Annotated in this window: 24 protein-coding genes; 15 read left to right on the top strand and 9 right to left on the bottom strand. The window is 74.1% G+C overall.

Annotated elements, in window-relative coordinates:
• Window positions 1-116 precede the first annotated feature (116 nt).
• Both RVR_RS28835 and RVR_RS28830 read right to left on the bottom strand, forming a co-directional pair.
• Window positions 117-1,262, bottom strand: coding sequence for a cytochrome P450 (locus RVR_RS28835; RefSeq protein ID WP_202236836.1), 1,146 nt, complete (start codon window positions 1,260-1,262; stop codon window positions 117-119).
• Between the two features lie 135 nt (window positions 1,263-1,397).
• On the bottom strand, window positions 1,398-1,682 hold the full coding sequence (locus tag RVR_RS28830; protein ID WP_202236835.1) for a dsRBD fold-containing protein: 285 nt from the start codon (window positions 1,680-1,682) through the stop codon (window positions 1,398-1,400).
• 396 nt (window positions 1,683-2,078) lie between these two features.
• On the opposite strand from RVR_RS28830, the gene RVR_RS28825 reads away from it, so the two are divergent.
• The 3 genes from RVR_RS28825 (at window position 2,079) to RVR_RS28815 (ending at window position 5,207) form a co-directional block, all read left to right on the top strand.
• The gene (locus tag RVR_RS28825; RefSeq protein WP_202239321.1) at window positions 2,079-3,842 is read left to right on the top strand and encodes a chloride channel protein; all 1,764 of its coding nucleotides are present in this window, start codon (window positions 2,079-2,081) and stop codon (window positions 3,840-3,842) included.
• Window positions 3,843-3,889: 47 nt separating this feature from the next.
• Window positions 3,890-4,375, top strand: a complete 486-nt coding sequence (locus RVR_RS28820) for a MarR family winged helix-turn-helix transcriptional regulator (protein WP_202236834.1) — start codon at window positions 3,890-3,892, stop codon at window positions 4,373-4,375.
• Between the two features lie 154 nt (window positions 4,376-4,529).
• Window positions 4,530-5,207, top strand: a complete 678-nt coding sequence (locus RVR_RS28815; protein WP_202236833.1) for a GntR family transcriptional regulator — start codon at window positions 4,530-4,532, stop codon at window positions 5,205-5,207.
• A 176-nt stretch (window positions 5,208-5,383) separates the two neighbouring features.
• Here the strand turns inward: RVR_RS28815 and RVR_RS28810 are convergent, their stop codons facing one another.
• From RVR_RS28810 to RVR_RS28790, 5 genes are read right to left on the bottom strand one after another with little or no spacing between them, the layout of a single operon-like run.
• Window positions 5,384-6,706, bottom strand: a complete 1,323-nt coding sequence (locus RVR_RS28810; RefSeq protein WP_202236832.1) for an MFS transporter — start codon at window positions 6,704-6,706, stop codon at window positions 5,384-5,386.
• A 30-nt stretch (window positions 6,707-6,736) separates the two neighbouring features.
• Window positions 6,737-7,207: a VOC family protein gene (locus RVR_RS28805; RefSeq protein ID WP_202236831.1), complete on the bottom strand. Its 471-nt coding sequence runs from the start codon at window positions 7,205-7,207 to the stop codon at window positions 6,737-6,739.
• A complete protein-coding gene (locus RVR_RS28800; RefSeq protein ID WP_202236830.1) occupies window positions 7,204-8,070 on the bottom strand; it encodes a phosphoenolpyruvate hydrolase family protein in 867 nt (288 codons plus the stop codon). The genes RVR_RS28805 and RVR_RS28800 overlap by 4 nt, the downstream gene beginning before the upstream one ends.
• Window positions 8,067-9,377, bottom strand: coding sequence for a Tm-1-like ATP-binding domain-containing protein (locus tag RVR_RS28795; RefSeq protein ID WP_202236829.1), 1,311 nt, complete (start codon window positions 9,375-9,377; stop codon window positions 8,067-8,069). The genes RVR_RS28800 and RVR_RS28795 overlap by 4 nt, the downstream gene beginning before the upstream one ends.
• Window positions 9,374-10,501 carry a Gfo/Idh/MocA family protein gene (locus RVR_RS28790; protein ID WP_202236828.1) on the bottom strand — a complete coding sequence of 376 codons (1,128 nt, stop codon included), beginning with the start codon at window positions 10,499-10,501 and terminating at the stop codon, window positions 9,374-9,376. The genes RVR_RS28795 and RVR_RS28790 overlap by 4 nt, the downstream gene beginning before the upstream one ends.
• A gap of 487 nt (window positions 10,502-10,988) precedes the next feature.
• On the opposite strand from RVR_RS28790, the gene RVR_RS28785 reads away from it, so the two are divergent.
• Genes RVR_RS28785 through RVR_RS28775 form a run of 3 tightly spaced genes read left to right on the top strand, consistent with a single transcriptional unit; the run spans window position 10,989 to window position 13,701 of the window.
• Window positions 10,989-11,879 carry a dihydrodipicolinate synthase family protein gene (locus tag RVR_RS28785; protein WP_202236827.1) on the top strand — a complete coding sequence of 297 codons (891 nt, stop codon included), beginning with the start codon at window positions 10,989-10,991 and terminating at the stop codon, window positions 11,877-11,879.
• Window positions 11,879-12,652 (top strand): SDR family oxidoreductase, encoded by a 774-nt coding sequence (locus RVR_RS28780; protein ID WP_202236826.1) that lies wholly within the window; start codon window positions 11,879-11,881, stop codon window positions 12,650-12,652. The genes RVR_RS28785 and RVR_RS28780 overlap by 1 nt, the downstream gene beginning before the upstream one ends.
• Before the next feature lie 23 nt (window positions 12,653-12,675).
• Window positions 12,676-13,701, top strand: coding sequence for an NAD(P)-dependent oxidoreductase (locus tag RVR_RS28775; protein WP_202236825.1), 1,026 nt, complete (start codon window positions 12,676-12,678; stop codon window positions 13,699-13,701).
• Between the two features lie 127 nt (window positions 13,702-13,828).
• Here RVR_RS28775 and RVR_RS28770 read toward each other — a convergent pair whose 3' ends face one another.
• Window positions 13,829-14,521 carry a GPP34 family phosphoprotein gene (locus tag RVR_RS28770; protein ID WP_202236824.1) on the bottom strand — a complete coding sequence of 231 codons (693 nt, stop codon included), beginning with the start codon at window positions 14,519-14,521 and terminating at the stop codon, window positions 13,829-13,831.
• A gap of 577 nt (window positions 14,522-15,098) precedes the next feature.
• On the opposite strand from RVR_RS28770, the gene kdpF reads away from it, so the two are divergent.
• From kdpF to RVR_RS28725, 9 genes are all read left to right on the top strand, one after another.
• Window positions 15,099-15,188: a K(+)-transporting ATPase subunit F gene (gene kdpF / locus RVR_RS28765; protein ID WP_202236823.1), complete on the top strand. Its 90-nt coding sequence runs from the start codon at window positions 15,099-15,101 to the stop codon at window positions 15,186-15,188.
• Entirely contained in the window at window positions 15,189-16,853 is a 1,665-nt protein-coding gene (gene kdpA / locus RVR_RS28760) for a potassium-transporting ATPase subunit KdpA (protein WP_202236822.1), read from the top strand. It abuts the gene before it with no gap.
• On the top strand, window positions 16,853-19,006 hold the full coding sequence (gene kdpB, locus RVR_RS28755) for a potassium-transporting ATPase subunit KdpB (protein ID WP_202236821.1): 2,154 nt from the start codon (window positions 16,853-16,855) through the stop codon (window positions 19,004-19,006). The genes kdpA and kdpB overlap by 1 nt, the downstream gene beginning before the upstream one ends.
• 31 nt (window positions 19,007-19,037) lie before the next feature.
• Window positions 19,038-19,652 carry a potassium-transporting ATPase subunit KdpC gene (gene kdpC / locus RVR_RS28750; RefSeq protein WP_202236820.1) on the top strand — a complete coding sequence of 205 codons (615 nt, stop codon included), beginning with the start codon at window positions 19,038-19,040 and terminating at the stop codon, window positions 19,650-19,652.
• A gap of 2 nt (window positions 19,653-19,654) precedes the next feature.
• Entirely contained in the window at window positions 19,655-20,338 is a 684-nt protein-coding gene (locus RVR_RS28745; RefSeq protein ID WP_202236819.1) for a response regulator, read from the top strand.
• A 216-nt stretch (window positions 20,339-20,554) separates the two neighbouring features.
• Window positions 20,555-21,400, top strand: a complete 846-nt coding sequence (gene modA / locus RVR_RS28740) for a molybdate ABC transporter substrate-binding protein (protein ID WP_202239319.1) — start codon at window positions 20,555-20,557, stop codon at window positions 21,398-21,400.
• Between the two features lie 26 nt (window positions 21,401-21,426).
• On the top strand, window positions 21,427-22,260 hold the full coding sequence (gene modB / locus RVR_RS28735; protein WP_237405025.1) for a molybdate ABC transporter permease subunit: 834 nt from the start codon (window positions 21,427-21,429) through the stop codon (window positions 22,258-22,260).
• Entirely contained in the window at window positions 22,257-23,471 is a 1,215-nt protein-coding gene (locus tag RVR_RS28730) for an ABC transporter ATP-binding protein (protein WP_202236817.1), read from the top strand. The genes modB and RVR_RS28730 overlap by 4 nt, the downstream gene beginning before the upstream one ends.
• A 246-nt stretch (window positions 23,472-23,717) precedes the next feature.
• Window positions 23,718-25,004 carry an alginate lyase family protein gene (locus tag RVR_RS28725; protein ID WP_202236816.1) on the top strand — a complete coding sequence of 429 codons (1,287 nt, stop codon included), beginning with the start codon at window positions 23,718-23,720 and terminating at the stop codon, window positions 25,002-25,004.
• An 83-nt stretch (window positions 25,005-25,087) separates the two neighbouring features.
• Here the strand turns inward: RVR_RS28725 and RVR_RS28720 are convergent, their stop codons facing one another.
• Window positions 25,088-26,404, bottom strand: coding sequence for a YihY/virulence factor BrkB family protein (locus tag RVR_RS28720; RefSeq protein WP_430393192.1), 1,317 nt, complete (start codon window positions 26,402-26,404; stop codon window positions 25,088-25,090).
• Window position 26,405: the final 1 nt, after the last annotated feature.

Genomic DNA, 26,405 nt, shown 5'->3' with positions numbered 1-26,405 from the left:
TCCGCCTTGCCGGTCCGGCAAAAAGCGCACCCGCTCCGGGGGTACGTGCGGCGCCCGCACCGCACGGGCGCACCGCACGGGCCCGCGCCGCAGGGCCCACCGCGCACCCGGAGCGGTCAGCGCCCCCAGCGCACCGCGAGCGTGGGCGGCTTGCGGAAGACCAGGCCGCGCGGGGCGCTCGGCCGATCCGGGTCGAGCCGCAGACCCGGCAGCCGTTCGAAGCAGGCGCGCAGCGCGACGCGGGCTTCGAGGCGGGCCAGGTGGGCGCCGACGCAGTAGTGCGGGCCGTGCGCGAAGGCCAACTGGAGCCGGGCGTTGGCGCGGTGGGGGTCGAACCGGTCCGGGTCGGTGAAGACCTCCGGGTCGCGGTTGGCGCCGGCCAGCGAGACGGTGACCAGGTCGCCGGCGCGGATCCGGACGCCCGCGAGGTCGGTGTCGCGGGTGGCGTACCGGTCGACCACCGCGGCGCCGGGCTCCAGCCGGAGGGACTCCTCGACGGCGTTGTCCAGCAGTTCGGGGTCGGCGAGGAGGGCGGGCACCAGGGCGGGGGCCTCGCCGAGGACGTGCAGCAGCGCGTTGGCGATCATCGCCTCGGTGGTCTCGATGCCGCCGAAGAGCAGGACGGCCGCGTTGGAGGCCAGTTCGGGCAGGCCGAGCCGGCCGTCGGCGGCGGCGCTGACCAGCAGGGAGTCCGCGGACCCGGCGTCGAGGGTGCCGGCGACCGCCGCGCGCAGCGCCGTGTACGCGGCCGGCCCCTCGGTTCCCGCGTCCTCGCCGTGGGTGAGCCGGTCCACGGCGCGCACGATGGCGTCGTACCAGGCCAGGATCGCCGGTACCGGGACGCCGGTCAGCCCCAGCACCTCGGCCATCACGACCGCGGCCAGCGGCCCGGCGAAGTCCCGGCGCAGCTCGGCCGCCCCCTGCGGCACCAGCCCGTCGAGCAGCCGGCCGGCCTCGCGCTCGACGGTCCCGCCGAACGCGGCGTGCACCGCGCGGGGCCGGAACGGCGCCACGAACGGGTCGCGGTGGCGGGCGTGTTCCGGCCCGTCCAGCGAGAGCATGCTCGGGCCGACCACCCGCGCGGTGGTGAAGCGCGGGTCGTCCACGGTGAACGCGGCGGCGTCCCGCATGACGTCCAGAGCCTGCGCCCGTCCCGTGACCATCCATCCGCCGAGCGCCGGCAGCCACACCACGGGGGCGTGCCCGCGCAGTCCGGCCAGGTGGGGATGCGGGTCTTCGGCGAGTTCGGCAAGGGTGACCACGCGACGACCCTAGCCCCCGCCCCCGCGCCGCCCACCGGCCCCCCGTTCACCCGACCTCCCGTCCCCCGTCCACCCGTCCCCCCGGGCCTCAGCCCGGAACGTCCGCGTCGAGGGCCGCGTCACCTCCCAGCGACCTCAGCGGGTGCCGCCCCGGCTGTTCTCCTGGGCGTCGAGGGAACCGAGGTCCATGAGCTTCTGCCCCATCTCCCGCAGCGCCCGGCCGGCGGCGTACTCGTCCCCGATCTCCGGCACGAGCCGGTCCCTCGGGTGGCAGTGGGCGCTCGCCCAGCGGTCCATCCGGCCGTCGCCGGTGTCGAGCACCGCGTGAGCGGTGGTGTCGCCCTCCTCGTCCTCGAAGATGTCGAGTCGAAGGTTCCACGTCCTGGTGTGATCCGGTGCGTCCGCGATCTTCTGCGTCATGGTCCTGCTCCCTTCAGCGCTCAGCGCCGCGACCGGTTCCCGCGTCCGTTGGACGCGATCACCGCTCCTCCTCCACAGCAACACATCGAGGGGCTCGCCGACAGGGCCTTTCGGGCAGTCCGGAGCCCCGGTCACCGGCCCCCGGTCACCGGCACGCGCACACCGCGCACCCTGTGTCACGGCGCGGGCGCCGCGCATCCCGCCCGCGCGCGGCCCGCCCCGGAGTTTGCCCGATGCCACGATTGCACAGGGCAAGCAATTGTGTTGCATAATGCAAAAATGCCGAACCCCCTGGTCCCCTCACCCGCCGACCCGCTCCGAACCCCGCCCGCTCCCCGCGTACGCCGCGGGCTGCCCGCCCTCCTGACGGTGCTGCGCGAGGCGAAGGGCGGCCTGCTGGTGCTGGCCCTGGCCGTCGGCTGCGGGGCGGGCCTCGGCGCGATCGCGTTCCGCTGGCTGATCACGACCTTCACCCGCGCCCTGTCCGGGCACACCGACTACTCCGCCGCCGGACACGCCGCCAACCCGCACGTGCCGTGGCTGGGCCACTGGTTCGTGCTGCTCGCCCCCGTCCTGGCCGGCCTCGCCTACGGCCCCCTCGTCCAGCGCTTCGCCCGCGAGGCACGCGGCCACGGCGTCCCCGAGGTGATGTACGCCGTCGCCCGCCGCGGCGGACGGATCGCCCCGCAGGTCGCGGTGGTGAAGTCCCTGGCCTCGGCGCTGTGCATGGGCGGCGGCGGCTCGGTCGGCCGGGAGGGCCCCATCGTGCAGATCGGCTCCGCGCTGGGCTCGACGCTCGGCCGCACCGTACGGGTCGCGGAGGACCGGATGCGGGTCCTGGTCGCCTGCGGCGCCGCCGGCGGCATCGCGGCCACCTTCAACGCCCCGCTGGCCGGCGTGTTCTTCGCCATGGAGCTGATCCTGCGGGACTTCACCGCCGAGTCGTTCGGCATGGTGGTCCTCGCCTCGGTCACCGCCAGCGTCATCGGGCGCGCCGCGTTCGGCGACAACCCCTTCCTGCACCTGCCCGCCTTCACCGTCACGCACCTGTCCCAGTACCTGCTGTTCGCGGTGCTCGGCGTGCTGGCCGGCGCCGTCGGGGTCGGCTTCACCCGGATCCTGTACCTCGTGGAGGACGCCTGCGACTGGGCCTGGCGCGGCCCGGAATGGGCCCGCCCCGCGGCCGGCGGCCTCCTCCTGGGCACCCTCCTGCTGCTCCTCCCGCAGATGTACGGCGTCGGCTACCCCGTGCTGGAGAAGGCCGTGGGCGGCCGCTACGCGATCGGCTTCCTGGTCGTCCTCCTGCTCGGCAAGATGCTCGCGACCAGCCTCACCATCGGCATCGGCGGCAGCGGCGGCGTCTTCGCGCCCTCCCTGTTCATCGGCGCCACCCTCGGCGCGGCCTACGGCGCCGCCGCCCACCACCTCCTGCCCGGGACCACCGGACCGGTCGGCGCCTACGGCCTGATCGGCATGGGCGCCGCCTTCGCCGGCGCCGCCCGCGCACCGATCACCGCCGTGGTCATCATGTTCGAACTCACCGGCGAGTACACGATCATCCTGCCGCTCATGACCGCGATCGTGCTGGCCACCCTCACCAGCCGCGCCCTGTCCGTCGACACGATCTACACCCTCAAACTGCGCCGCCGCGGCATCGACCTCGACCACACCCCCGGCGAGGCGGCCCTCGCCGGGATCACCGTCGGCGCCGTCATGGAACCCCTCCCCCGCCCGCTGGAGGGCACCACACCCCTGGCCGAGGCCGCCGAGGCGCTGGCCCGCTCCCCCCACGGCGTCCTCCCCGTGACCACCGGCGGCGCCTACCTCGGCACCGCCACCGCACGCACCGCCGCCGAAACCCTCGCCGACGGAGCGCACACCACCGCCCCCGTGCAGACCATCGCCCACCTCCCCGCGCCCGTCACCGCCGCCACCGACCTGTCCGCCGCGCTCGACGCCCTCGTCACCACCGAAGGCGCGGGCCTGCCCGTCCTCGACGACGCCCGAGAACACCTCACCGGCTGGATCACCCACCAGGCCATCCTCCGCGCGCTCCACCGCACCGCTTCGGCCGCCGCCGCGAACACCCCCGCGAACACCCCCGGGAACGCCCCCGGGAAGGCGACCGCCGACGCCCCGCCCCCGGGCGCGCAGGGCTGATCGGCGGCACGCGGCGGGGAGCGGGCCGGGGCATGTAGAAAGGTGCCATGGTCGCTTCACCGTCCGCGCCGGACAACGACGCCGAGGCCATGGTCAGCGCCCTGCTGACCGCCTCGCGGCTCCTGGTCGCCGTCTCCGCCCGCTCCCTCGCGGCAGTCGAGGACTCCCTGACCCTGCCGCAGTTCCGCATGCTCGTCGCGCTGCACAGCCGAGGACCGCTCAACCTCTCCGCCCTCGCCGCGGAACTGGACGTCCAACCGTCCACCGCCATGCGCATGATCGACCGCCTCGTCGCGGTGGACATGGTCGAGCGCCGCACCGTGCCCAACGACCGCCGCACCACCCTCATCTCCCTCACCACGGACGGCGACCGCACCGTCGTGGAGGCCACCGAACGCCGCCGCAAGGAGATCGCCCGCATCGTCGAGGCCATGCCCGCGGTACGCCGCCGCGAACTCCTGGGGGCCCTGCACGCCTTCACCGAAGCCGGCGCCGAGCCCTCCGCCAACACCGCCACCCCGCCCGCCTGGTGAGACAGTGCGCCGCGCCCGGGCCGGCCCCGGCGCGGGCGGACGTCCGCGCAGGCGCCAGTCGGCGTCCACGCCACCGGAGAACGTGACGAAACCGCAGGTCAGCGGGAGGCTCCACACTCACCCAGGCTGCTTGTATATGAGATACAATACGGCCATGCCATCCGAGCCCGAACCCGTCATCGACAGGCCAGAGAGCCTGACCAGTGTCGTGTACGACGCCATCCGCCGGCTGATCATCACCCAGTCGCTGGCACCGGGATCCCGGGTGTCGGAGAACATGCTGGCCCAGCGCCTCCAGGTGAGCAAGACGCCCGTGCGCGAGGCCGTCCTGCGGCTGGTGCACGCCGGACTGGTGATCGCGGACGGCAAGCGCGGCGCCCGCGTGCCCGAACTCTCGGCCGAACGCCTGGTCGCCGCCTACGAGTTCCGCGAGGGGGTCGAGGCCCAGACCGCGCGGCTCGCGGCCGCCAAGGCGGGCGAGCAGCAGCGCGCGACCATGCGCGGTGCGGCGGCCGCCTGCATGACGGCGGCCCGCGGCGGCGACATGCAGGGCTTCCAGGAGCACGACCGGGCCTTCCACCTCGCGGTGGCCGACGCGGCGAACAACAGCTACCTGCGCGGCTGCGTCGAGGACGCGTACGACCTGGTGTGGACGCTGCGGCTGCGGGATTCCCCGGCCAGCGGCGACGTGGTCTACACCGCGGGCGAGCACGAGATGATCCTCGGCGCCATCATCGACGGCCGTGAGGACGCCGCCCGCGGGCTGATGAGCACCCACATCAGGAACGTGCAGGCGTTCGTGCTGGGCGCCATGGCCGAGGGCGGTGCCTGACCCCCGCCCTGCGGTCCTCCCCCGCGTGGACCCGCGCGGATCTGCGGATCTGCGCCGACCCGGACGGACCCGCGCCGCCCCGCCCCCGCACCTCTCCGCCCCGGCGGCCGCCGCGGCCGCCGGGGCGGAGTCGTCCCCGGGTGGTGGCCGCCGCGCCCGCGGCGGCCACCACCGGCTCACTCCAGCACGCGGCCCCTGGTCTCCGGCCCCACCGCGACCGCGACGAACGAGATCACCGAGAGTCCGACCGCGAAGAGCGCGATCGGCCACACCGAGTGGTAGGAGGAGTAGAGGGCCGCCGCGATGTACGGCGACAGTCCGCCCGCGAAGACCGAGCCGATCTCCCGGCCGAGGGTGATCCCGGAGTAGCGCACGGGCGTCGGGAACAGCTCCGCGAACAGCGCGCCCACCACCGACGTCAACGCTCCCCAGCCGATCGAGATACCGAGGATCAGGGCGATGGTGAACGGCACCGGCGAGCCGACCCTGACCAGCCCGAAGAGCGGGAAGGCGGCCACCACCGAGAACCCGGCGCCGAACAGGAACACCGGTTTGCGCCCGATGCGGTCGGACAGGGTCGCGAAGCGCGGAATCAGCAGGAGGGCCACCACGCAGGAGATCGACAGGCAGATCAGCGCCGTGGTCGAGTCCATGTCCAGGTCCTGCGTGGAGTAGCTGAGCAGGTAGGTCGCGTAGACGAAGAAGACTCCGTTGTCGACCAGCCGCGCGCCCAGCACGACGAGCACCGACTTCCAGTGGTACCGCAGCACCTCGGCGATCGGCATCCTGGCCTGTTCCCGTGCCTCCTGCGCCTCCTCGAAGACCGGCGACTCGGTGACCCGGGCCCGGATCACCATGCCGACCGCGACCAGCACCACGCTGAGCAGGAAGGGCAGCCGCCACCCCCACGCCTTGAACTGCGCGTCGGTGGTGAGGTAGGTGATCAGCGTGTAGACGCCCGACGACAGCAGCAGGCCGCCGACGACACCGCAGGCCATGAACGACGTGTTGTACGCCCGCCGGTCCTTGGTGGTGTGCTCGACCGCGAGCACGATCGCCCCGCCGAGTTCACCGCCGGCGGCGAAGCCCTGGACCAGCCGCAGCACCACCAGCAGCAGCGGGGCGCACCAGCCGATCGCCGCGTACGTCGGCAGCGCGCCGATCAGCGCGGTGGCCACGCCCATCATCAGCAGCGTGATCACGAGGATCGTCTTGCGGCCGAGCCGGTCGCCGAAGTGGCTGAAGACGAAGCCGCCGATCGGCCGGGCGGCGAAGCCCACCCCGAAGGTGGCGAACGAGGCCAGGGTGCCGTTGCTCGGGGAGCTGTTGGGGAAGAAGACGGAGCCGAAGACGAGCGAGGCAGCCGTGCCGTAGGCGAAGTAGTCGTACCACTCCAGTACGGAACCCACCGTGCCGGCGACGATCGCCTTGCGGGTCTCCTTGCTCTGCGATCCGGTGGTCACCGGGTCACGTATCTCTGCGGGGCTCGAAGTTGCCATGGCTGACGTCCTTGTCGTGCGATGGGGAGATCACGCGGCGGGCCCCGCGCCGGGCGCGGGGGGCTGGAAGAGTTCGACGGTGACGCCGTCGACGGTGCGCAGGTAGCAGGTCACGGCGCCGGCGTTGGCGCCGGAGGGCACGACGACGGGTTCGGGACCCCGGGCGGTCGCGCCCAGCTCCAGGGCCCGCGCGAACTCGGCTCGGGCGTCGTCGACCTCCAGGCAGACGTGGACGTTGCCCGCGTGGTACGTCTCGGGGTCCACCGCGCTCGGGTCGCGGTCGAGGTACTGGAGCAGTTCGAGGTACCCGCCGGAGGGCAGGTTCACCTGGCTGCCGAGGATGCGCACCCCGGGGTAGCCGGACATGGCGGCGATGAACGGGCCCTCGATGACGTAGCGGCGCACCGACTTCGTGTGCAGCAGTTCCTCCCAGAACGCCTCGGAGACGTCCATGTCCCTCACGGTGATGCCGATGTGGTGCACCCGGAATCCGGTGCTCATGCCCTGCTCCCTTCCTGTCCGGCACCTGCGGCCGGCTGCTTGAACGCGGTGTAGACGGCGGTGAGCGCCTTCTCGATCGGGATGCGCTCGGTGCTGGAGGCGCCCACGAAGCCGTGCGCCCCGGTCCGTTCGGCGACGTACGCGGCGTCCGCCGGCTCGACGATGGGGCCGCCGTGGCTGAGCAGGACGACGTCCTCGCGGACCGCGCGGGCGGCGTCGAAGACCGCGGAGAAGACCCGGACCACCTCGTCGAGCGGCTTGGTGCGCTCCTCGGTGATGCCGACCTCGCCGCCCGCGGTCACACCGGCGTGCCCGACCACCACGTCCGCTCCGGCACGGACCATCTCGGCGGCCTCGTCCGGGGTGTAGACGTACGCCAGGGTGGTCAGGCCGCGCTCGCGGGCGGCGGTGATCATGGCGTACTCGCGGCCGATGCCGAGCCCGAGGGCCTCCAGGTCCTTGCGGTAGTTGCCGTCGATGCGGCCGACCGTCGGGAAGTTGATCACGCCGCTGTAGCCGGCGGCGGCCATCTCGTCGAGCAGGTCGTCCATGTCGCGGGTCAGGTCCTGGCAGTACACCCCGCCGATCACGGGCGTGTCGCGGACCACCGGGAAGATGCGCTCCCGGCCGAGTTGGAGCATGACGTCGTTGGCGTTCGCGACGGGCAGCGCGCCCATGATGCTGGGCAGGCCGTCCTGGCGGAACTTCCCCGACGCGTAGACCACCAGCAGGTCGACGCCGCACCGGTCCGCGATCCGGGCCACCAGCCCGCTGCCCGCGCCGCTGCCGACGATCTGGCGCCCCTGGGCGATCTCGGCGCGCAGCCGCCGCAGGACCTCGTCACGGGGGACTTTTCGGTTCATGTCGCTTCGCTTCCCTTGGTTCCCTCGGTGGTGGCCGTGGCGGCCGTGGTGGCGGTGGGGGGTGTGCCGGCAGTGGGGGGTGCGAGGCCCGCGAGGCGGGCGACGGCGTCGAACTCCGCGAGCAGGGCGGCGGCGAAGGCGCCGTCCGCGAGGTGGGCGTCCACCACCCGGACCGGCACGCCGCCGGGCAGCACCCGGCGCAGCCGTTCGGTGAACGCCGCGTCGGCCGCCGGGTCGTGGAACGGCTGCCCGGGCGCGTCGAGCGCGGAGAACCCGCGGGCCGGCACGACGACGCGGACCCGTTCCGGGTGCGCGGCGGCCGCGACCTTGGCGGCGATGTCCTCGGCGACCGCCTCCCCGTCGGCGGCGCGGGCCCGCACCAGCGTGGTGGTGGGGCTGTGCCGCACCGTGGGGCGGTCGGCCAGCGCCTCGGGCACCGAATCCGGCGGCCCGAAGTTGACGACGTCGAGCGCGCCGGGGGCCAGCACGCAGGGGATGCCCGCGCGCAACGCCGCCTCCAGGCGGTGCGGACCCGCCGACCGGGCGCCGCCGGCGACCTCGTCGGTCAGCTCGGTGGTGGTGAGGTCGACGACGGCGGCCAGCGCGCCCTGGTCGACCATGGCCTCCATCGCCCGGCCGCCGGAGCCGCGGGCGTGGAAGACGCAGACCCCGAAACCGCGCTGTTCGAGGCCGGCGACGACGCGTTCGACGGCCGCCTCGGTGACGCCGAAGGAGGTCACGCCCACCTGGGGGCGGTCCCCGGCGGGCCGGTAGGGCAGCGACACCACGGCCGCCATCGCGGCGGCGGCCCGGCGCAGCACCACCTCCAGCAGCTCGCCGCCGCCGTGGAAGTCGACGACCGGCTGCACGAGGTGCACGTCGCCGACCCCGACCAGCGCGGAGACGTCGTCGGTGACGCCGGTGGACACCAGCATCCGGGGGAAGCCGACCGGCGCCCGGCGCAGCGCGGCCGAGCAGATGCCCGCCCCGGTGCCGCCACCGATCGCCATCAGGCCGCCGATCGACCCCGCGCGGCGCGACTCGTCCACGAGGGCGGCCAGTCCGGCGCCCATCGCCGCCAGCCGGCCGCGTCCGGTGCCCGGCTCGGCGCCCAGGGCGTCCAGCCCGATCCGCTCCACCTGCCGCGCCGCGATGTCGGGCACGACGGCGCGCGGGGCGCCGGTGCCGGTGTCGACCACCAGCGCGGGGCAGCCCCGGCGGCGCAGCTCGTCCAGCACCACGCGGACCGCCGGGCCCTTGGTGTCGAGGGTCGCGGCGACGGCCAGGCGCGCGGGAGGCGTGGTCACCTCGGCACCTGCTGCCAGGCGCGCGACTCCACCGACGCCTCGACCGCCTCTTCCACCTGCTTGGCGCGCAGGCCCTCCTCGAAGGAGGTCTGCACCTGTCCGTCCCCGCCGATCGCCCTGACCAGTTCGAGGAACTGGAGGGTCTTGGTCTCGCCGAAGCCGATCTGGTAGCCGGGCACCCGCCAGAAGTGGCCGGCGTAGGGGTGGGCCGGTCCCATCAGCAGGGTGCGGAAACCCTGGCGGTCCTTGGGGTCGCGGGAGTCGTAGAAGTGCAGCTCGTTCATCCGCTCCCAGTCGAAGGTCAGCGAGCCCTTGGTGCCGTGCAGTTCGAAGCCGCAGTGGTTCTTGCGGCCCGGCGAGGAGCGGGTGTTCTGCAGGTAGCCGTAGGCGCCGCCGGAGAACTCCGCGAGGAAGGCGGAGTCGTCCTCGACGTCGACCGCGACGGGGTCGCCGGTGGCCGGGTCGCGGCGGAAGGGCACGTGGATGCGGGACAGGCCCACCACGGAGTCGAAGTCGCCGACCAGGTAGCGGGCGATGTCGATGACGTGGCTGCCGGTGTCGCCCAGCGCGCCGGAACCGGCGCCGGCCCGGCTGTACTTCCAGGTCATCGGCGCCGAGTCGTCGGCACCGAAGTCCGCCAGCCAGAAGCCGCGGAAGTCGCGGACCTCGCCGATCGTGCCGTCCTCGATCAGTCGGCGGGCCTGCTGCACGGCCGGTGCCAGCCGCCAGTTGAGGCCGATCTGGTGGACGACGCCGGCCCGCTGGGCGGCGCGGGTCATCTCCTCGGCCTGCGCCGCGGTGTTGGCCAGCGGCTTCTCGCAGGTCACGTGCTTTCCCGCGGCGATGGCGGCCAGCACCACCTCGTGGTGCATGGCGTTCGGCAGCACGATGTCGATCACGTCGACGTCGGGGTCCTCCACCACCGCCCGCCAGTCGCTGGACCAGCGGCGGAACCCGTACGCCTCGGCCGCGGCCCGGGCCAGCTCGTCCGTGGCGTCGCAGATGACCTCCCTGACGGGTTCGAGCGGGAGCCCCTCCACGTAGACGGGCAGCGTGGCGAGGGCGACGCTGTGCGCCCGCGCCATGTAGCCGCCGCCGATGATGCCGATCCTGAGAGCCGCCATTGCCTCGTCCTCCAGTGCCACCCTCTGAGCGAGTGGTATATGAGATATAAGATGTATGAGGGCATGATAGTTCGTCTTCGCCTCAGCGCAACCCCGGACGCGCCCTCGCGAACTTCGCGGCCACCCGATGGCAGGCGGCGCCCCACACCGCGCCACCCGGGCGCCGAGGCGGCCGGTCCGCGACAACCTGCCTTCGCAATCGAGCAGTTCAGCGGCCTCACGCGCACTCGACGACCCGCGGGGACAGCCGACAGGCGGGGCCCCACCGGGCGACTTCGGGATGCTCCGAAGCGACCGACCCGGGACGGACACCCGAGCGACGGCGGCACCGATCGGGTGCAGCCTCGACCTCGTGCCTCGATGCTAGTGTATAAGATATGAGATGCATACCTCGCTGGTATGCCGATGTGCCCGAACGCACCGCTGTGCTCGTACGCACCGCGCGGCCCGGCCCGGCGGCCGGGTCACGCGGCCAGGAAGGACTCGGATGACGAAGCTCCCGGCCGGAGTGTGGGGCGTCGTGGCGACGCCGTTCCACGACGACCTCGAAGTCGACCTCGACAGCCTCGCGACGCTGGTGCGCCGCTACGAGGAACTCGGCGTGACGGGCCTGACCGTGCTCGGCGTCTTCGGCGAGGCGGCCAGACTCGACGGCGCCGAGCGCACCCGGGTGCTGTCCACGGTGATCGACGCCGTCGACCTGCCCGTGGTGGTCGGCGCCACCACCCTCGCGACCGCCCCCGTGATCGAGGAGGCGGAACTCGCCCGGCGCGTCGCGGGCAGCCGGCTCGCCGGCGTGATGGTGCAGATCAACAGCCCCACCCCGGCGGTCCTCGCCGCCCACCTCAACGCCGTGCACCGCGCCACCGGCGTCGGCCTGGTCGTGCAGGACTACCCCGTCGCCAGCGGCGTGTCCATGCCGCTGCCCGCGCAGATCGAGGCGCTCGCCGACGTGGAGGGCGTCGTCGCCGTCAAGGCGGAGGCGGCCCCGACCGCGGCCCGCGTGGCGGCGCTGAGCGACCGGTTCGACGTGCCCGTCTTCGGCGGACTGGGCGGCATCGGCCTGATCGACGAGCTCCAGGCCGGCGCGGCCGGCGCGATGACCGGGTTCTCCTACCCCGAGGGCCTGCTCGCCACCATCCACGCGCACCGCACCGGCGGCTTCGCGGCGGCCCGCGAGGCGCTCGCGCCCTACCTGCCCCTGATCGCCTTCGAGCAGCAGCCGGGCATCGGGCTCGCGATCCGCAAGGCGTGCCTGGCCCACCGCAAGCTGATCGCCGGCCCCGCCGTACGCCCGCCCGCGCCCGCGCTGCCCGCGTCGCTGATACCGAACCTGTACGAGCACCTCGCCGCCATGGAAGGACTGGTGACCCGCTGATGGACCTCCGGATCGCCGGAAAGCGCGCCCTCGTCCTCGGCTCCACCGGCGGGCTCGGCGGGGCCTCGGCCCGCGCCCTGGCCGCCGAGGGCTGCAAGGTCGCCGTCTGCGGACGCCAGGAGGCCCGGGTGCGGGAGGTGGCCGCGGAACTGCCCGGTGCCGTCGGCATCCCGGTCGACCTGACCGGCCCGCAGCCCGCCGCCCATCTGCTGGACGCCGTGGCACGGCAGCTCGGCGGCGTGGACATCCTGGTCCTCAACGGGCCCGGGCCGCGGCCGGGCACCGCCGCCGACCTGGAGGCCGACGCCCTGACCGGCGCCCTGGACCCGCTGCTCGACGTGCACGTACGCCTGGTCCACGCGCTGCTGCCCGCGATGCGCGAGGCGCGCTGGGGCCGGGTCCTGGCGATCGGCTCCTCCGGGGTCGCCGCCCCGCTGCCGAACCTCGCCGCCTCCAACATCGGACGCTGGGCGCTGGCCGCCTACCTCAAGACGCTCGCCGCCGAGGTCGCGCAGGACGGCGTCACCGTGAACCTGGTGCTGCCCGGCCGGATCGCCACCGACCGGGTCGCCGCGCTCGACGAGGCCGCCGCGCAGCGCACCGGCAAGGACGTCGAGACCGTGCGCGGCGCCTCCCAGGGCGACATCCCCGCCCGGCGCTACGGCGCCCCCGAGGAGTTCGGCGACGTCGTCGCCTTCCTCGCCTCCGCCAGGGCCTCGTACGTCACCGGGTCCGCCGTCCGCGTCGACGGCGGCCTCGTCCGAGCGCTGTGAACCCCCCGAAGGAGCGTGCCCCCATGCCCCACCCCGGCCCCGGCACCGGCCCCCGCCCCCGTGTCGTCGTCACCGAGTCGCTCAACGACGCGGGGGTGCGCCGGCTGCGCGCCGCGGCCGACGTCGTCTTCCTCGACAAGTCGCTCCCCGAGGCGCGGCAGCGCGCCACGCTCCTGGACGCCGAGGTGATCGTCAGCCAGATCCACCCGGTGGACAGCGGGCTGATCGCCGCCGCGCCCCGGCTGCGGGCGATCGCCAAGCACGGCGTCGGAGTCGACAACATCGACGTCGCCGCCGCCACCGCACGCGGCATCCCGGTGCTCTTCGCGCCGGGGGCCAACGCCGCGTCCGTGGCCGAGCACACGCTGGCGGCGGCGCTCGCGGTCGCCCGCCGGTTCGGCGAACTCGACGCGGCGGTGCGCCGCCGCGACTTCTCCGTCCGGCAGGACCTGCACCAGCTCGACCTCGAAGGCCGGACCATCGCCGTCCTCGGCTACGGCAACACCGGCCGCCGCGTGCTGGGCCTGGCGCACGCCGCGCTCGGGATGCGCGGGATCGCCTACGACCGGTTCCCGCAGCAGCCGGAGGCGCTGCCGCCCGGCAGCAGGTACACCGACTCGCTGGAGGAGGCGCTGCGCGGCGCCGACGTGGTCACCGTGCACCTGCCGCTGACCCCGCAGACGCGCGGCCTGGTCGGACGGGACCAGCTCGCGCTGCTCCCGCGCGGCGGCATCGTCGTCAACGTCGGGCGCGGCGGGGTCGTGGACGAGTACGCGCTCGCCGACGCGCTGCGCGGCGGCCACCTGTTCGGCGCGGCGGTCGACGTGTTCACCACGGAGCCGCCCCTGCCGGACAACCCGCTGCTCGCCCCCGACCTGCGCACCCTCCTCACCCCCCACGTCGGCGGGCTCGGCGGCAGCGCCAGCGTGGCCATCGCGCACATGCTCGCGGACGACATCCTCACCGTGCTCCAGGGCGGCACGCCGTCCCACGTGGTCACGCCCGACTACCGCTCCCCGGCGCCGCCGGCGGTCTCCCCCACCGGCTGACCGACCGGTCCCCCGGCCCCCTGGACGCCCCGGCCGCTGCTCGCACGCGGACCGGCGACGGCGGCGGCGCGGCCGCCGCCCCGGGGTGCTCGTCGAACGGGGGCCGCGGTGGTCCCACCGGTGGCGGTCAGTAGCCGCGGCGGAGGGTGGTGGCGTGGGCGTCGCCGAGGCGGCCGGCGCGGCGGCGGCGCTCGTCGGACAGTTCGGCGACGGCCTGGGCGACCGCGGCGAGCACCGCCGCCACGGAGGGGTCGGCGACCTGCGCGGCGAGGTCGGGCGGGAGGCCCACCGGGCCGGCGGGGTCGGGCGCGGGCAGGTCCACGGACGGGTCCGGCCGCGGGGGCGGCGGCTGCGGGCCGGGCCCGGTGGCGCCGACCGTGGCGGCCAGCGCGAGCAGCACCGGCTCGTCGGCCGCCCAGCGGTGGGCCGCGCGGCGGCGGTCGGCGGAGTCCACCAGTACCGTACGGCTGCGGCCGAACAGCAGCCAGCGCCGCTGCCGCTGCCGGGCCACCGCGCCCTCCTCGGTGAGGACCGCGAGGTAGGCCGCCGCCAACCCGCGCCCGCGGCGCCACAGCCAGTCGTCCACGGTCTCGAAGGGCAGGGTGCGGGACAGCGCGGCCGCGGCCTCGCCGAGCGGCCGGTCGGTGTGCGGCTGCCGCGCGCCCGGCACGATCCGCCCCCGGTCCAAGGTGGCCGCGCCCGCCCGCAGCAGGTCCACCAGTTCCGCGCCGGCGAGTCCGAGCGACAGGTCGCCGCGCTCCACGGTCCGGCTGGACGGCAGGTCCATCGTGACGGTCAGAAGATCACGCGCTGTGGTCATGGCTGCTTCCCGTTCCGGGCGACGGCGGCCGGCGTACGTTCGTGCTCCCACCGGCCCACCTGCCGATTATCCCTCGCCGGGCCGCCGCGCCGCGTCCGACCCGGCGGAGCGCGGCGCGCACCGCGCGCGACGGCTGCCGGAGCCGCTACCGGACCCGCTGCCGGGGCCGCTCCCGCGACCGTGGCCAGGGCCTCACCCGAAGCCGTCGCCGGAGCTTCTCCCGAAGCCGAAGCCGAAGCCCGAGCCTTCGCCCGTGCCCGCTCCCCCGCCCCGCGCGGGTCCGGCGCGCGGCGGGCCCCGCCGCACCCGGCCGGCGTCAAGACACCGTCAAGGCCGCAGGTGAGCGCGTCAGGAAGGCGCTAACAGGAGCACCCGGGCGGCCCGGGAAGGGCTTCAGTGAGGGGGCCGGCCGGCAGACGGCCGGCATCGCCCGCAAGCCGGCGCACGGCTCGCGGGCGGTCCCGTCCCCTCCGAACGACTGCCCGGGGTGCTCACGCATGCCAGACCTCCTGTTCATCCTCCTCACCGTCGTGGTGTTCGCCGTCATCGGCCTGGTGGCCAAGGGGGTGGAGCGGCTGTGAGCGCCGAGAACGTCGTCGGCCTCGTCGTCGCCGTGGCCCTGATCGGCTACCTCGTGGTGGCCCTGATCCGCCCGGAGAGGTTCTAAGTGGACGACACCCTCGCGGGCTGGCTGCAGATCCTCGCGCTGCTCGCCGTCCTGGCCCTGTCCTACCGGCCGCTGGGCGACTACATGGCCCACGTGCTGACCTCCCCCCGGCACCTGCGGCTGGAGCGGCTGCTCTACCGCGCCGGCGGGGTGGACGGCGACGCCGACCAGCGCTGGCCTGTCTACCTGCGCAGCGTGCTCGCGTTCTCCGCGGTCTCCGTGCTGTTCCTGTACGGCCTGCAGCGGCTCCAGAACCACCTGCTGCTGGCGGTCGGCATGAAGGCGGTCGCGCCGGGCGTGGCCTTCAACACCGCCGCGTCCTTCGTCAGCAACACCAACTGGCAGTCGTACTCGGGCGAGACCACGATGGGCCACCTGGTGCAGATGGCCGGGCTCGCGGTGCAGAACTTCGTGTCGGCCGCGGTCGGCATCGCGGTCGTCGCCGCCCTGATCCGCGGCTTCACCCGCAGGCGCACCGACCGGGTGGGCAACTTCTGGGTGGACCTGACCCGGATCGTGCTGCGGGTGCTGCTGCCGATCGCCTGCGTCTTCGCGGTCGTGCTGGTCGCCGGCGGAGTGGTGCAGAACCTGCACGGTGTGCAGTCGGTCTCCACGCTCGTCGGCGACCACCAGAGCCTGACCGGCGGCCCGGTCGCCTCGCAGGAGGTGATCAAGGAACTCGGCACCAACGGCGGCGGCTTCTACAACGCCAACTCCGCCCACCCGTTCGAGAACCCCAACGCGTTCACCAACCTGGTGGAGGTCTACCTGCTGCTGGTGATCGCCGTCTGCCTGCCGCGCACCTTCGGGAAGATGGTCGGCGACCGGCGCCAGGGCTGGGCGATCCTCGCCGTGATGGCGCTGATCTGGGCGGCGTCGGTGGCGGTGATCACCGTCAACGAGCTGCACAGCGTGCACAGCGCGGCCGGCCACGCCGCCGGCGGGATGACGGAGGGCAAGGAGCAGCGGATCGGCGTGTGGGGCTCGGCGCTCTTCGCCGCGTCCACCACGCTCACCTCGACCGGCGCGGTCAACTCCTTCCACGACTCGTACTCGCCGCTCGGCGGCGGCATGACGCTGTTCGACATGATGCTGGGCGAGATCGCGCCGGGCGGCACCGGCTCGGGGCTCTACGGCATCCTGGTCCTCGCGGTGATCGCGGTGTTCGTGGCCGGGCTGATGGTCGGGCGGACCCCGGAGTACCTGGGCAAGAAGCTCGGCGGCCGGGAGATGAAGTTCGCGTCGCTGTACATCCTCGCCACCCCCGCGGTGGTGCTGGTCGGCGCGGGGCTGGCGATGGCGCTGCCCGGCGAGCGGGCCGGGATGCTCAACTCCGGCGCGCACGGCTTCTCCGAGGTGCTCTACGCCTTCACCTCCGCCGCGAACAACAACGGCTCGGCGTTCGCCGGCCTGTCGGTGAACACCGACTGGTACAACACCGCGCTCGGTCTGGCGATGCTCGTCGGCCGGTTCCTGCCGATGGTGTTCGTGCTCGCGCTGGCCGGCTCGCTGGGCTCCCAGCAGCCGGTGCCCGCGACGGCGGGCACCCTGCCCACCCACCGGCCGCAGTTCGTCGGCCTGCTCACCGCGGTGATCGTCATCGTGGTCGGCCTCACCTACTTCCCGGCGCTCGCGCTGGGACCGCTCGCGGAAGGTCTGCACTGATGTCGTCCCCGACCACTTCGGAATCCCTCGCGGCGCCGGGGCCCGCGCCGCGGCGCCAGGAGCGGCAGCGCGCCCTCGGCGGCCTGCTCGACCCGCGGCGGCTGCTGGCGTCGCTGCCGGACGCGTGCCGCAAGCTCGACCCGCGGGTGATGGTCAGGAACCCGGTGATGTTCGTGGTCGAGGTGGGCTCGCTGCTCACCACGCTGGAGGCGGTGCGGGACCCGAGCGTGTTCGCCTGGGTGATCACCGCGTGGCTGTGGCTGACCGTGGTGTTCGCCAACCTCTCCGAGGCCGTGGCCGAGGGGCGCGGCAAGGCGCAGGCCGAGACGCTGCGCCGGACCAGGACCGCCACCGTGGCCCGCCGGCTGACCGGTTGGAGCCCCGGCGGGAGCGCGGCGGGCGAGCCGGCGGCGGAGGAGGAGGTCCCCGCGTCCTCGCTGCGGCTGGGCGACCACGTGGTGGTCGAGGCGGGGCAGACCATCCCCGGTGACGGTGACGTCGTGGAGGGGGTGGCGTCGGTGGACGAGTCGGCGATCACCGGGGAGTCCGCGCCGGTGATCCGCGAGTCCGGCGGCGACCGCTGCGCGGTGACCGGCGGCACCTCGGTGCTGTCGGACCGGATCGTGGTGCGGATCACCTCCAAGCCGGGCGAGACGTTCATCGACCGGATGATCGCGCTGGTGGAGGGGGCCGCGCGGCAGCGCACGCCGAACGAGATCGCGCTGAACATCCTGCTCGCGTCGCTGACCGTCGTCTTCCTGCTCGCCGTCGTCACCCTCCAGCCGTTCGCGGTGTACGCCGGCGCCGAGCAGTCGCTGGTGATCCTGGTGGCGCTGGTGGTGGCGCTGATCCCGACCACGATCGGCGCGCTGCTGTCGGCGATCGGTATCGCGGGCATGGACCGGCTGGTGCAGCGCAACGTGCTGGCGATGTCCGGGCGGGCGGTCGAGGCCGCGGGCGACGTGTCCACGCTGCTGCTGGACAAGACCGGCACCATCACCCTGGGCAACCGGCAGGCCGCCGGCTTCCTGCCGGTCCGGGGCGTCACGGAACGGGAGCTGGCCGACGCCGCGCAACTGGCGTCGCTGGCCGACGAGACCCCCGAGGGCCGCTCGATCGTGGTGCTCGCGAAACAGCTCCACGGCCTGCGGGAGGGCGCCGAAGGGCGGCTGCCGCGGGCGGAGTTCGTGCCGTTCACCGCGCAGACCCGGATGAGCGGGGTGGACCTCGCCGAGGACGGCGGCGAGCGCCGCCTGCGCAAGGGCGCGGCGGCCGCGGTGCTGCGCTGGGTACGGGACAGCGGCGGCGTGGTGGCCGAGGACGTCGGCCCGATGGTCGACGCGATAGCCGGCGGGGGCGGCACCCCGCTGGTCGTCGGCGAGGTGGTCCGGCGCGACGGCGCCGCCACCGCGTCGGTGCTCGGGGTGATCAACCTCAAGGACGTCGTCAAGGAGGGCATGCGCGAGCGCTTCGACGAGCTGCGCCGGATGGGCATCCGCACCGTCATGATCACCGGCGACAACCCGCTCACCGCCAAGGCCATCGCCGAGGAGGCCGGCGTCGACGACTTCCTCGCCGAGGCCACCCCCGAGGACAAGATGGCCCTCATCAGGCGGGAGCAGGCCGGCGGCAAGCTCGTCGCCATGACCGGCGACGGCACCAACGACGCCCCCGCCCTCGCCCAGGCCGACGTCGGCGTCGCCATGAACACCGGCACCTCCGCCGCCAAGGAGGCCGGCAACATGGTCGACCTGGACTCCAACCCGACCAAGCTCATCGAGATCGTCGAGATCGGCAAGCAACTGCTGATCACCCGGGGCGCGTTGACGACCTTCTCGATCGCCAACGACGTCGCGAAGTACTTCGCGATCATCCCCGCCATGTTCGCCGGGGTGTACCCGGGCCTGCGCCACCTCAACGTGATGGACCTGCACAGCCCGACCTCGGCGATCACCTCGGCGATCGTCTTCAACGCGCTGATCATCGTGGCGCTGATCCCGCTGGCGCTGCGCGGCGTGCGCTACCGGCCGTCCTCGGCGTCCGCGCTGCTCAGCCGAAACATCCGGGTCTACGGCCTGGGCGGGCTGGTCCTGCCGTTCGCCGGCATCAAACTCATCGACCTCGTCGTGCAGTTCATTCCCGGGCTGCGCTGAGCGGCCCGGCTGCGAAGGAGAAGGAAGCCTCATGCGTATCGTGCGCAACCACCTGGCGGCCCTGCGGATGCTGCTGGTGTTCACCGTGCTGTGCGGGCTGGCGTACCCGCTGCTGGTCACCGGGGTCGCGCAGGCGGCGTTCCCGGGGAAGGCCGACGGCTCGCGGGTGGAGCTGGACGGCAGGGTCGTGGGCTCCAGCCTGATCGGGCAGGACTTCGACCTGCCGAAGAAGCACCCCGGCGATCCCGACGAGGCGGCCGCGCCGGACCCGAAATGGTTCCAGCCGCGGCCCTCGGCGGGCGGCTACGACCCGCTGGCCTCGGGCGCGTCCAACCTCGGCCCGAACGATCCCGACCTGGTCGCCACCATCAAGGAGCGCCGGGCCGCGGTCGCGGCGTTCGACGGGGTGAGTCCGGCGAGGGTGCCGGCCGACGCGGTCACCGCCTCCGGGTCCGGGCTGGACGCCGACATCTCCACGGCGTACGCCGCCGAGCAGGTCGACCGGGTCGCGAAGGCCCGCGGCCTGGGCACCGCCGAGGTGCGGCGGCTCGTGGCGGCGCACACCCACGGCCGCCCGCTCGGCTTCCTGGGCGAGCCCTACGTCGATGTGGTCACCCTCAACCTGGCCCTGGCGAAGCTGGGTTGAGCGTGACGCGCATCCTCGTGGTCGATGACGAGCCGCAGATCGTCAGGGCCCTGGTGATCAACCTGCGGGCGCGCCGGTACGAGGTGGACGCCGCCCACGACGGCGCCACCGCGCTGCGGCTGGCCGCCGACCGGCACCCGGACGTGGTCCTGCTCGACCTCGGCCTGCCCGACATGGACGGCACGGACGTGATCGCCGGGATCAGGGGCTGGACCCGGGTGCCGATCATCGTGCTGTCGGCCCGGCACAGCTCCGACGAGAAGGTGGAGGCGCTGGACGCGGGCGCGGACGACTACGTCACCAAGCCGTTCGCGATGGACGAGCTGCTCGCCCGGCTGCGGGCCGCCGAGCGGCGCCGCTCCGAGCACGACCCGGAGCCGGCGTCCGCCCGGCTGGAGACGGCCGCCTTCACCGTGGACCTGGCGGCGAAGAAGGCGACCCGGCGCGGCGTGGACGTCCGGCTGACCCCCACCGAGTGGCACCTGCTGGAGGCGCTGGTGCGCAACCCCGGCCGGCTGGTCAGCCAGAAGCAGCTACTGCGCGACGTGTGGGGGCCGTCGTACCGGACGGAGACGAACTACCTGCGGGTCTACATGGCGCAGTTGCGCCGCAAGCTGGAGGACGACCCGACCCGGCCGCGGCACTTCGTCACCGAGCCGGGCATGGGCTACCGGTTCGAGCCCTGAGGCTGCCGGATCGGGGCCCGGCGGGCGCGCGGAGCGGTGGTGGTGATCGCACAAGCAAGGAGAGGGGCTGCGGACGTTTGGATTCTGCAAGGAAACCGCAGACTTTCTCCTGGCAGATGCGGAACTATCATCGTGCACATGACCGTGCCCAGAGGCTCGCGGGAGCGTGCCGGGCGGCCCGGCGGAGAGGGAGAGTTTCCTGTGACCACCCCACGTATGCGGCGGACCCCGACCACCGACCGCGCGCGCTCCCGGGGAGTGTGCGCGGCGGCCGGCGGCGCGGCACTGCTGCTGGCCCTGGCCGCGTGCTCGTCGTCGTCCTCGGACTCCTCGACGTCGGACACGCCGTCGTCGGCCGCTTCGGCGTCCGGCGCGCCGAAGAAGGTCTCCGGCACGGTGGTGGTCTTCGCGGCGGCCTCGCTGCAGGAGTCCTTCACCGCGCTGGGCAAGGACTTCCAGCAGGCGTACCCGGGGACGAAGGTGGTCTTCAGCTTCGGCGGCAGCGACCAGCTCGCCGCGAGCATCACCGGCGGCGCCCCTGCCGACGTGTTCGCGGCGGCCAGCCCGGCCACCATGAAGACGGTCACCGACAAGGGCGACGCGTCCGCCGCGCCCACCGACTTCGTCCGCAACCAGCTTGAGATCGCCACCCTCCCGGGCAACCCCAAGAAGATCAGCAGCCTCAAGGACCTGACCGGGTCCGGCCTGTCGGTGGTGCTGTGCGCCAAGACGGTGCCGTGCGGCGCGGCCGCGCAGACCGCGCTCACCGCCAGCGGCCTCAAGCTCACCCCCAAGTCCTACGAGCAGGACGTGAAGTCCGCGCTGACGAAGGTGGAGCTGAAGGAGGCCGACGCGGCGGTGGTCTACCAGACCGACGTCAAGAGCGCCGGCGGCAAGGTGCAGGGGGTGAACTTCCCCGAGTCGGCGAAGGCGATCAACGAGTACCCGATCGCGCCGCTGAAGGACGCGCCCAACCCGGACGGCGCGGCCGCGTTCATCTCCCTGGTGAAGTCCGCCGAGGGCCAGAAGGTGCTGGGCCAGGCGGGCTTCCTCAACCCGTGAGGCCCGCGCCGAAGGACGCGGGCGCCGTGTCGCCGGACACGCCGACCCGGCCGCGGCGTCCGCGCGGCGGCGGGGGCGGCGGCGTTCCGCTGCCCCTGCTGCTGCCGGCCGTGGTCGGCCTGGCGTTCCTGCTGGTGCCGCTGCTGGCCCTGCTGGTGCGGGCCCCCTGGCGGGGGATGCCCGACCTGCTGACCGGTTCCGCGGTGTGGCAGGCGCTGCGGCTGTCGCTGGAGACGGCGACGTCGGCCACGGCGGTGGCGCTGGTGCTCGGGGTGCCGCTGGCCTGGCTGCTGGCCAGGACCCGCTTCCCCGGCCGCCGGATCGTCCGGGCCCTGGTGACGCTGCCGCTGGTGCTGCCGCCGGTGGTCGGCGGTGTGGCGCTGCTGCTGGCGCTGGGGCGCAACGGCGTGGTCGGCAAGTGGCTCGACGCGTGGTTCGGCCTGACCCTGCCGTTCACCACGACCGGGGTGGTGGTCGCCGAGGCGTTCGTGGCGATGCCGTTCCTCGTGATCAGCGTGGAGGGGACGCTGCGGGCCGCCGACAGCCGGTACGAGGAGGCCGCGGCGACGCTGGGCGCCTCCCGCTTCACCGCCTTCCGCCGGGTGACGCTGCCGATGATCGCGCCCGGGGTGGCGGCCGGCGCGGTGCTGGCCTGGGCGCGCGCGCTCGGCGAGTTCGGCGCCACGATCACCTTCGCGGGCAGTTTCCCCGGCCGCACCCAGACCATGCCGCTGTCGGTCTACCTGGCGCTCCAGAACGACCCGGACGCGGCCGTCGCGCTGAGCCTGGTGCTGCTCGCGGTCTCCGTCGCGGTCCTGGCGGGGCTGCGCGACCGCTGGACGGGGGCGGGCACCGGATGAGCGCCGGTGGGGCCGGAAGCGCGGAGCGGAACGCCGCGGGCGACGCGGGCGCGGGCGACGCGGTAGTCGGCGGCGCGGTGGCGGGCGGCATCGAGGCGGGCGGCGCCGAGGCCGGTGCCACCGACGCGGGTGGCGGCGCCGTCGTGTGTGGCGGCCTCGACGCCCACCTCGTGGTGGACCGGGGGGACTTCCGGCTCGACGTGCGGCTGTCGGCGGCGCCCGGCGAGGTGGTGGCGCTGCTCGGCCCGAACGGCGCCGGCAAGACCACCTCGCTGCGTGCCCTGGCCGGGCTGACCGGGCTGACGCGCGGCCACCTGCGGCTGGACGGCCGGGTGCTGGAGGAGCCCGGACGGCGGGTGCGGGTCGCCCCGGAGCGCCGGCCGGTGGGCGTGATCTTCCAGGACTACCTGCTCTTCCCGCACCTGAGCGCGCTGGACAACGTGGCGTTCGGGCCGCGCTGCCACGGGGCCGGCCGGTCCGAGGCGCGGGCGCTGGCCGCCGACCTGCTGGACCGGATGGGCCTTGCCGACCACGCGCACGCCAAGCCGCGCCGGCTGTCCGGCGGCCAGGCGCAGCGGGTGGCACTCGCCCGGGCGCTGGCCACCGCGCCCCGGCTGCTGCTGCTCGACGAGCCGCTGGCCGCCCTGGACGCCGGGGCACGGCTGGACGTGCGGGCCGAGCTGCGCCGCCACCTGGCCGCGTTCGAGGCGGTCGCGGTGCTGGTCACGCACGACCCGCTGGACGCGATGGTGCTCGCCGACCGGCTGGTGGTGGTGGAGGGCGGCGCCGTGGTGCAGGAGGGCCCGCCCGCGGAGGTCGCCCGGCACCCGCGCACCGGCTACATCGCCCGGCTGGTCGGCCTGAACCTGTACCGGGGCGAGGCCGCGGCAGGCGGCGTCCGGGTCGGGCCGCACCTGACCCTCACCGGCGGCGGGGAGTTGGCCGGCCCGGCGTTCGCGGCGTTCCCGCCCGGCGCGGTCACCCTCCACCGCGACCGGCCGGCCCCCTCCCCCGCCACCACCTGGCGGGCGAGGATCACCGGCATGGAGTCGCACGGCGCCCGGTTCCGGATCACGCTCGCTGGCACCGAGGACGGCCTGCCCCTGGCCGCCGACCTCGCGCCGCCCGCGGTCGCGGAACTCGCCCTGGGCGAGGGGGCGGAGGTCTGGGCCGCGGTCCACCCCGCCGACATCCACGCCTACCCGGTCTGACCTCCCCTCCGGCGGCGCGCCCGGGGCGCCGTCACGACAACCCTCCCGCCGGCTCCCTCCGGACCCGCGGCGGTGCGGCGCGGAGGGCCGTCAACGCCCCCACGGGTTCAGAACATTGACTTTCGTTCAGCCCCTTGACTGCGATGCCCTCCCGCGCGATCCTCGCGTACCACGGACAGGAAAGTTTCCTTACACCTGTCGGCCCGCACCTCCCGCCCCCCACCGCGGAGCAAGGAGCCCCCACCCATGCGCAAGGTCCCGCACCCCACCGCCCCGTCCCCCGCCGGCCGCAAACGCTTCCGCCGCGCCCCGGTCCTGGTCGCCGCGGCCGCCGCGCTCGGCACCGTGGTCGCCGCGCTGCCGGGCGCCGGCAGCGCCTCCGCCGCCGGTCCGGCCGCCCAGGCCGCCCCCGCCGTGGCGGCCGCGCCGACCACCTTCACCCACCCCGGCGTGCTGGTCAGCCTGCCGCAACTCGCCTACGTCAAGAGCAAGGTGCAGGCGAACGCCGAGCCGTGGAAGGACGCGTACACCCAGATGATCGGGAGTTCGTACGCCTCCCTGTCCCGCACCCCCAAGCCGCGCGCGGACGTCGAGTGCGGCTCGTACAGCAATCCCGACAACGGCTGCACGGACGAGCGGCAGGACGCCATCGCCGCCTACACCGACGCGCTGGCCTGGTACATCACCGGCAACAGCGCCTACGCGCAGAAGTCGATCGACCTGATGAACGCGTGGGCCGGCACGATCACCGAGCACACCAACAGCAACGCCCCGCTCCAGACCGGCTGGGCGGGGTCGGTGTGGCCGCGCGCCGCGGAGATCATCCGCTACACCTACAGCGGCTGGTCGTCCGCGGACATCACGAAGTTCTCCGCCATGCTGCGCGACGTCTACCTGCCCGAGGTGATCAACGGCTCCAACAGCAACGGGAACTGGGAGCTGACGATGATGGAGGCGGCGGTCGGCATCTCCGTCTTCCTCAACGACTCCGCCGACTACGACAAGGCCATCACCCGCTACCTCAACCGGGTGCAGGCGTACGTCTACCTGTCCACGGACGGCTCCCTGCCCAAGACCGTGCCGGGCAGCGGGCTGAACACCTCGGCGCAGATCATCAGCTACTGGCAGGGCCAGTCCACGTTCGTCACCGGGCTGACCCAGGAGACCTGCCGGGACTTCACCCACACGGGCTACGGCATCGCGTCCATCTCCGACGTCGTGGAGACCGCGGCGATCCAGGGGCAGGACCTCTACCCGCAGGTCGGCGAGCGGCTGCGGCAGGCGCTCGGCTTCCAGTCGAAGTACGAACTCGGCACGACGCCGCCGTCATGGCTGTGCGGCGGGCAGCTCAACCTCGGGCTCGGGCCGGTCACGGAGGTCGGGTTCAACGCCCTGCACAACCGGATGGGCATCGCGATGACCAACACGCAGACGCTGACCGAGTCGCAGCGGCCGGCGGGCACGAACTCCCTGTTCGTGGCCTGGGAGACGCTGACGAACGCCGACAACCCCGACGTGGTCCCGACGAGCTGACGGCTCCCGGCGCCGTTCCTGCGTCCGCCCCGTCCCGGCGTCCGCCCCGTCCCTGCGTCTGTGCCGCGCCGCGCTCCCGCCGGTCAGCGGGGCGGCGGTCCGCCGTCGCCCCGCGAGTAGGGCGGCGGGACCGGCGGCCGGGCCGGCACCGGGGGAGGCAGCGGCGGCATGCGCGGGGTCGGCGGCGCCGGCGGGTGGTCCGGGACCGCCTCGCCGGGGTAGATCCGCTCGTCCGGCGCGGGCGGGCGCCGGCGGCGCGGCTGCGCGCCCGGGCGGCCGGGCCGCAGCCGGGCGCGCAGGTCGAGGTGCGGGTGGAAGTCGGCCCAGCGCTCCGGGTACTCCGCCGGCGGCAGCGCCGCCTCGCGCTCCTCCTCCTCGCCGGTGCTGGGGGCCGCGTGCCGGGCCCGCCGGGCGGCCGCGCGGGCCACCACCTCGGCCGCGGCGGCCTCCCGCAGCCGGGCGTTCTCCTCCCGCGCCGCGGACGTGGCGACCGACGGCCACACCCGGTCCACGGCCGCGTTGACCGCCGCGCCCACCAGCACGGCGAACGCGGACACGCCTATCCACAGCAGCACCGCGACGGGCGCGGCCAGCGACCCGTAGATGGTGTGGCCCTCGACGGCGTGGGTGAGGTAGATCCGCAGCACGAAACTGCCCACCACCCACATCAGCAGCGCCACCAGCGCGCCGGGCACGTCCTCGTACCAGGGCGACCTGACCGGCACCGAGACGTGGTACAGCGTGGTGAGGAAGGCGATCGAGGCCAGCAGCGCCGCCGGCCAGTACAGGATGTGCTCGGTGGCGCTCCCGCCCGGCAGGTACCGGGTGAGCGTGCCCGGCCCGACCACCACCAGCGGCAGCACCGCCGCGCCGACCAGCAGCGCGGCCACGTACAGCACCAGGGACATCAGGCGGGTGCGGACGATGCCTCGGCGGCCCTCCAGGCCGTACATGATGGTGATGGTGTCGACGAAGACGTTGACCGCGCGGGAGCCGGACCACAGCGCGATCAGGAAACCGATGGAGATCAGGTCCGGGCGGCGGCCGTGGAAGACGTCGTCCACCAGGGGCTTGACGAGCTGGTTGACGCCCTTGTCGGACAGCACCGTGGCCGACGCCTGGAGGATGTTGTGCCGGATGTGGTCGATCGTGTCGAGGCCGATCACGGTGTCCACGTACCCGAGGGCGCCGACCAGCCCGAGCAGCAGCGGCGGCAGCGAGAGCAGGACGAAGAAGGCCGCCTCGGCCGCGAGCCCGGTGACGCGGTACTCCATGCAGGAGTCCACCGTGTCCTTGAGCAGCAGCCAGGCCATCCGGCGTTTGGAGACATTCCGGTACAGCGCGCGGGCCCTGCGCCACCGACCCGGTCTCCGATGGCTTCTTTCGTCTGCTGCTTGCACC

It is taken from the genome of Streptomyces sp. SN-593 (assembly GCF_016756395.1).
Classification (GTDB): domain Bacteria; phylum Actinomycetota; class Actinomycetes; order Streptomycetales; family Streptomycetaceae; genus Actinacidiphila; species Actinacidiphila reveromycinica.
Note: the sequence above shows the minus strand (reverse complement) of the source record. Positions and strands in the feature narration are given on the sequence as shown.

Bases quoted from the DNA above. Each gene is read 5' to 3' on its own strand.
- RVR_RS28830 (WP_202236835.1), bottom strand. From the start codon at position 1,682: ATGACGCAGAAGATCGCGGACGCACCGGATCACACCAGGACGTGGAAC.
- RVR_RS28820 (WP_202236834.1), top strand. From the start codon at position 3,890: ATGGTCGCTTCACCGTCCGCGCCGGACAACGACGCCGAGGCCATGGTC.
- RVR_RS28815 (WP_202236833.1), top strand. From the start codon at position 4,530: ATGCCATCCGAGCCCGAACCCGTCATCGACAGGCCAGAGAGCCTGACC.
- RVR_RS28810 (WP_202236832.1), bottom strand. From the start codon at position 6,706: ATGGCAACTTCGAGCCCCGCAGAGATACGTGACCCGGTGACCACCGGA.
- RVR_RS28805 (WP_202236831.1), bottom strand. From the start codon at position 7,207: ATGAGCACCGGATTCCGGGTGCACCACATCGGCATCACCGTGAGGGAC.
- RVR_RS28800 (WP_202236830.1), bottom strand. From the start codon at position 8,070: ATGAACCGAAAAGTCCCCCGTGACGAGGTCCTGCGGCGGCTGCGCGCC.
- RVR_RS28790 (WP_202236828.1), bottom strand. From the start codon at position 10,501: ATGGCGGCTCTCAGGATCGGCATCATCGGCGGCGGCTACATGGCGCGG.
- RVR_RS28785 (WP_202236827.1), top strand. From the start codon at position 10,989: ATGACGAAGCTCCCGGCCGGAGTGTGGGGCGTCGTGGCGACGCCGTTC.
- RVR_RS28780 (WP_202236826.1), top strand. From the start codon at position 11,879: ATGGACCTCCGGATCGCCGGAAAGCGCGCCCTCGTCCTCGGCTCCACC.
- RVR_RS28775 (WP_202236825.1), top strand. From the start codon at position 12,676: ATGCCCCACCCCGGCCCCGGCACCGGCCCCCGCCCCCGTGTCGTCGTC.
- RVR_RS28770 (WP_202236824.1), bottom strand. From the start codon at position 14,521: ATGACCACAGCGCGTGATCTTCTGACCGTCACGATGGACCTGCCGTCC.
- kdpB (WP_202236821.1), top strand. From the start codon at position 16,853: ATGTCGTCCCCGACCACTTCGGAATCCCTCGCGGCGCCGGGGCCCGCG.
- kdpC (WP_202236820.1), top strand. From the start codon at position 19,038: ATGCGTATCGTGCGCAACCACCTGGCGGCCCTGCGGATGCTGCTGGTG.
- modA (WP_202239319.1), top strand. From the start codon at position 20,555: ATGCGGCGGACCCCGACCACCGACCGCGCGCGCTCCCGGGGAGTGTGC.
- RVR_RS28730 (WP_202236817.1), top strand. From the start codon at position 22,257: ATGAGCGCCGGTGGGGCCGGAAGCGCGGAGCGGAACGCCGCGGGCGAC.
- RVR_RS28725 (WP_202236816.1), top strand. From the start codon at position 23,718: ATGCGCAAGGTCCCGCACCCCACCGCCCCGTCCCCCGCCGGCCGCAAA.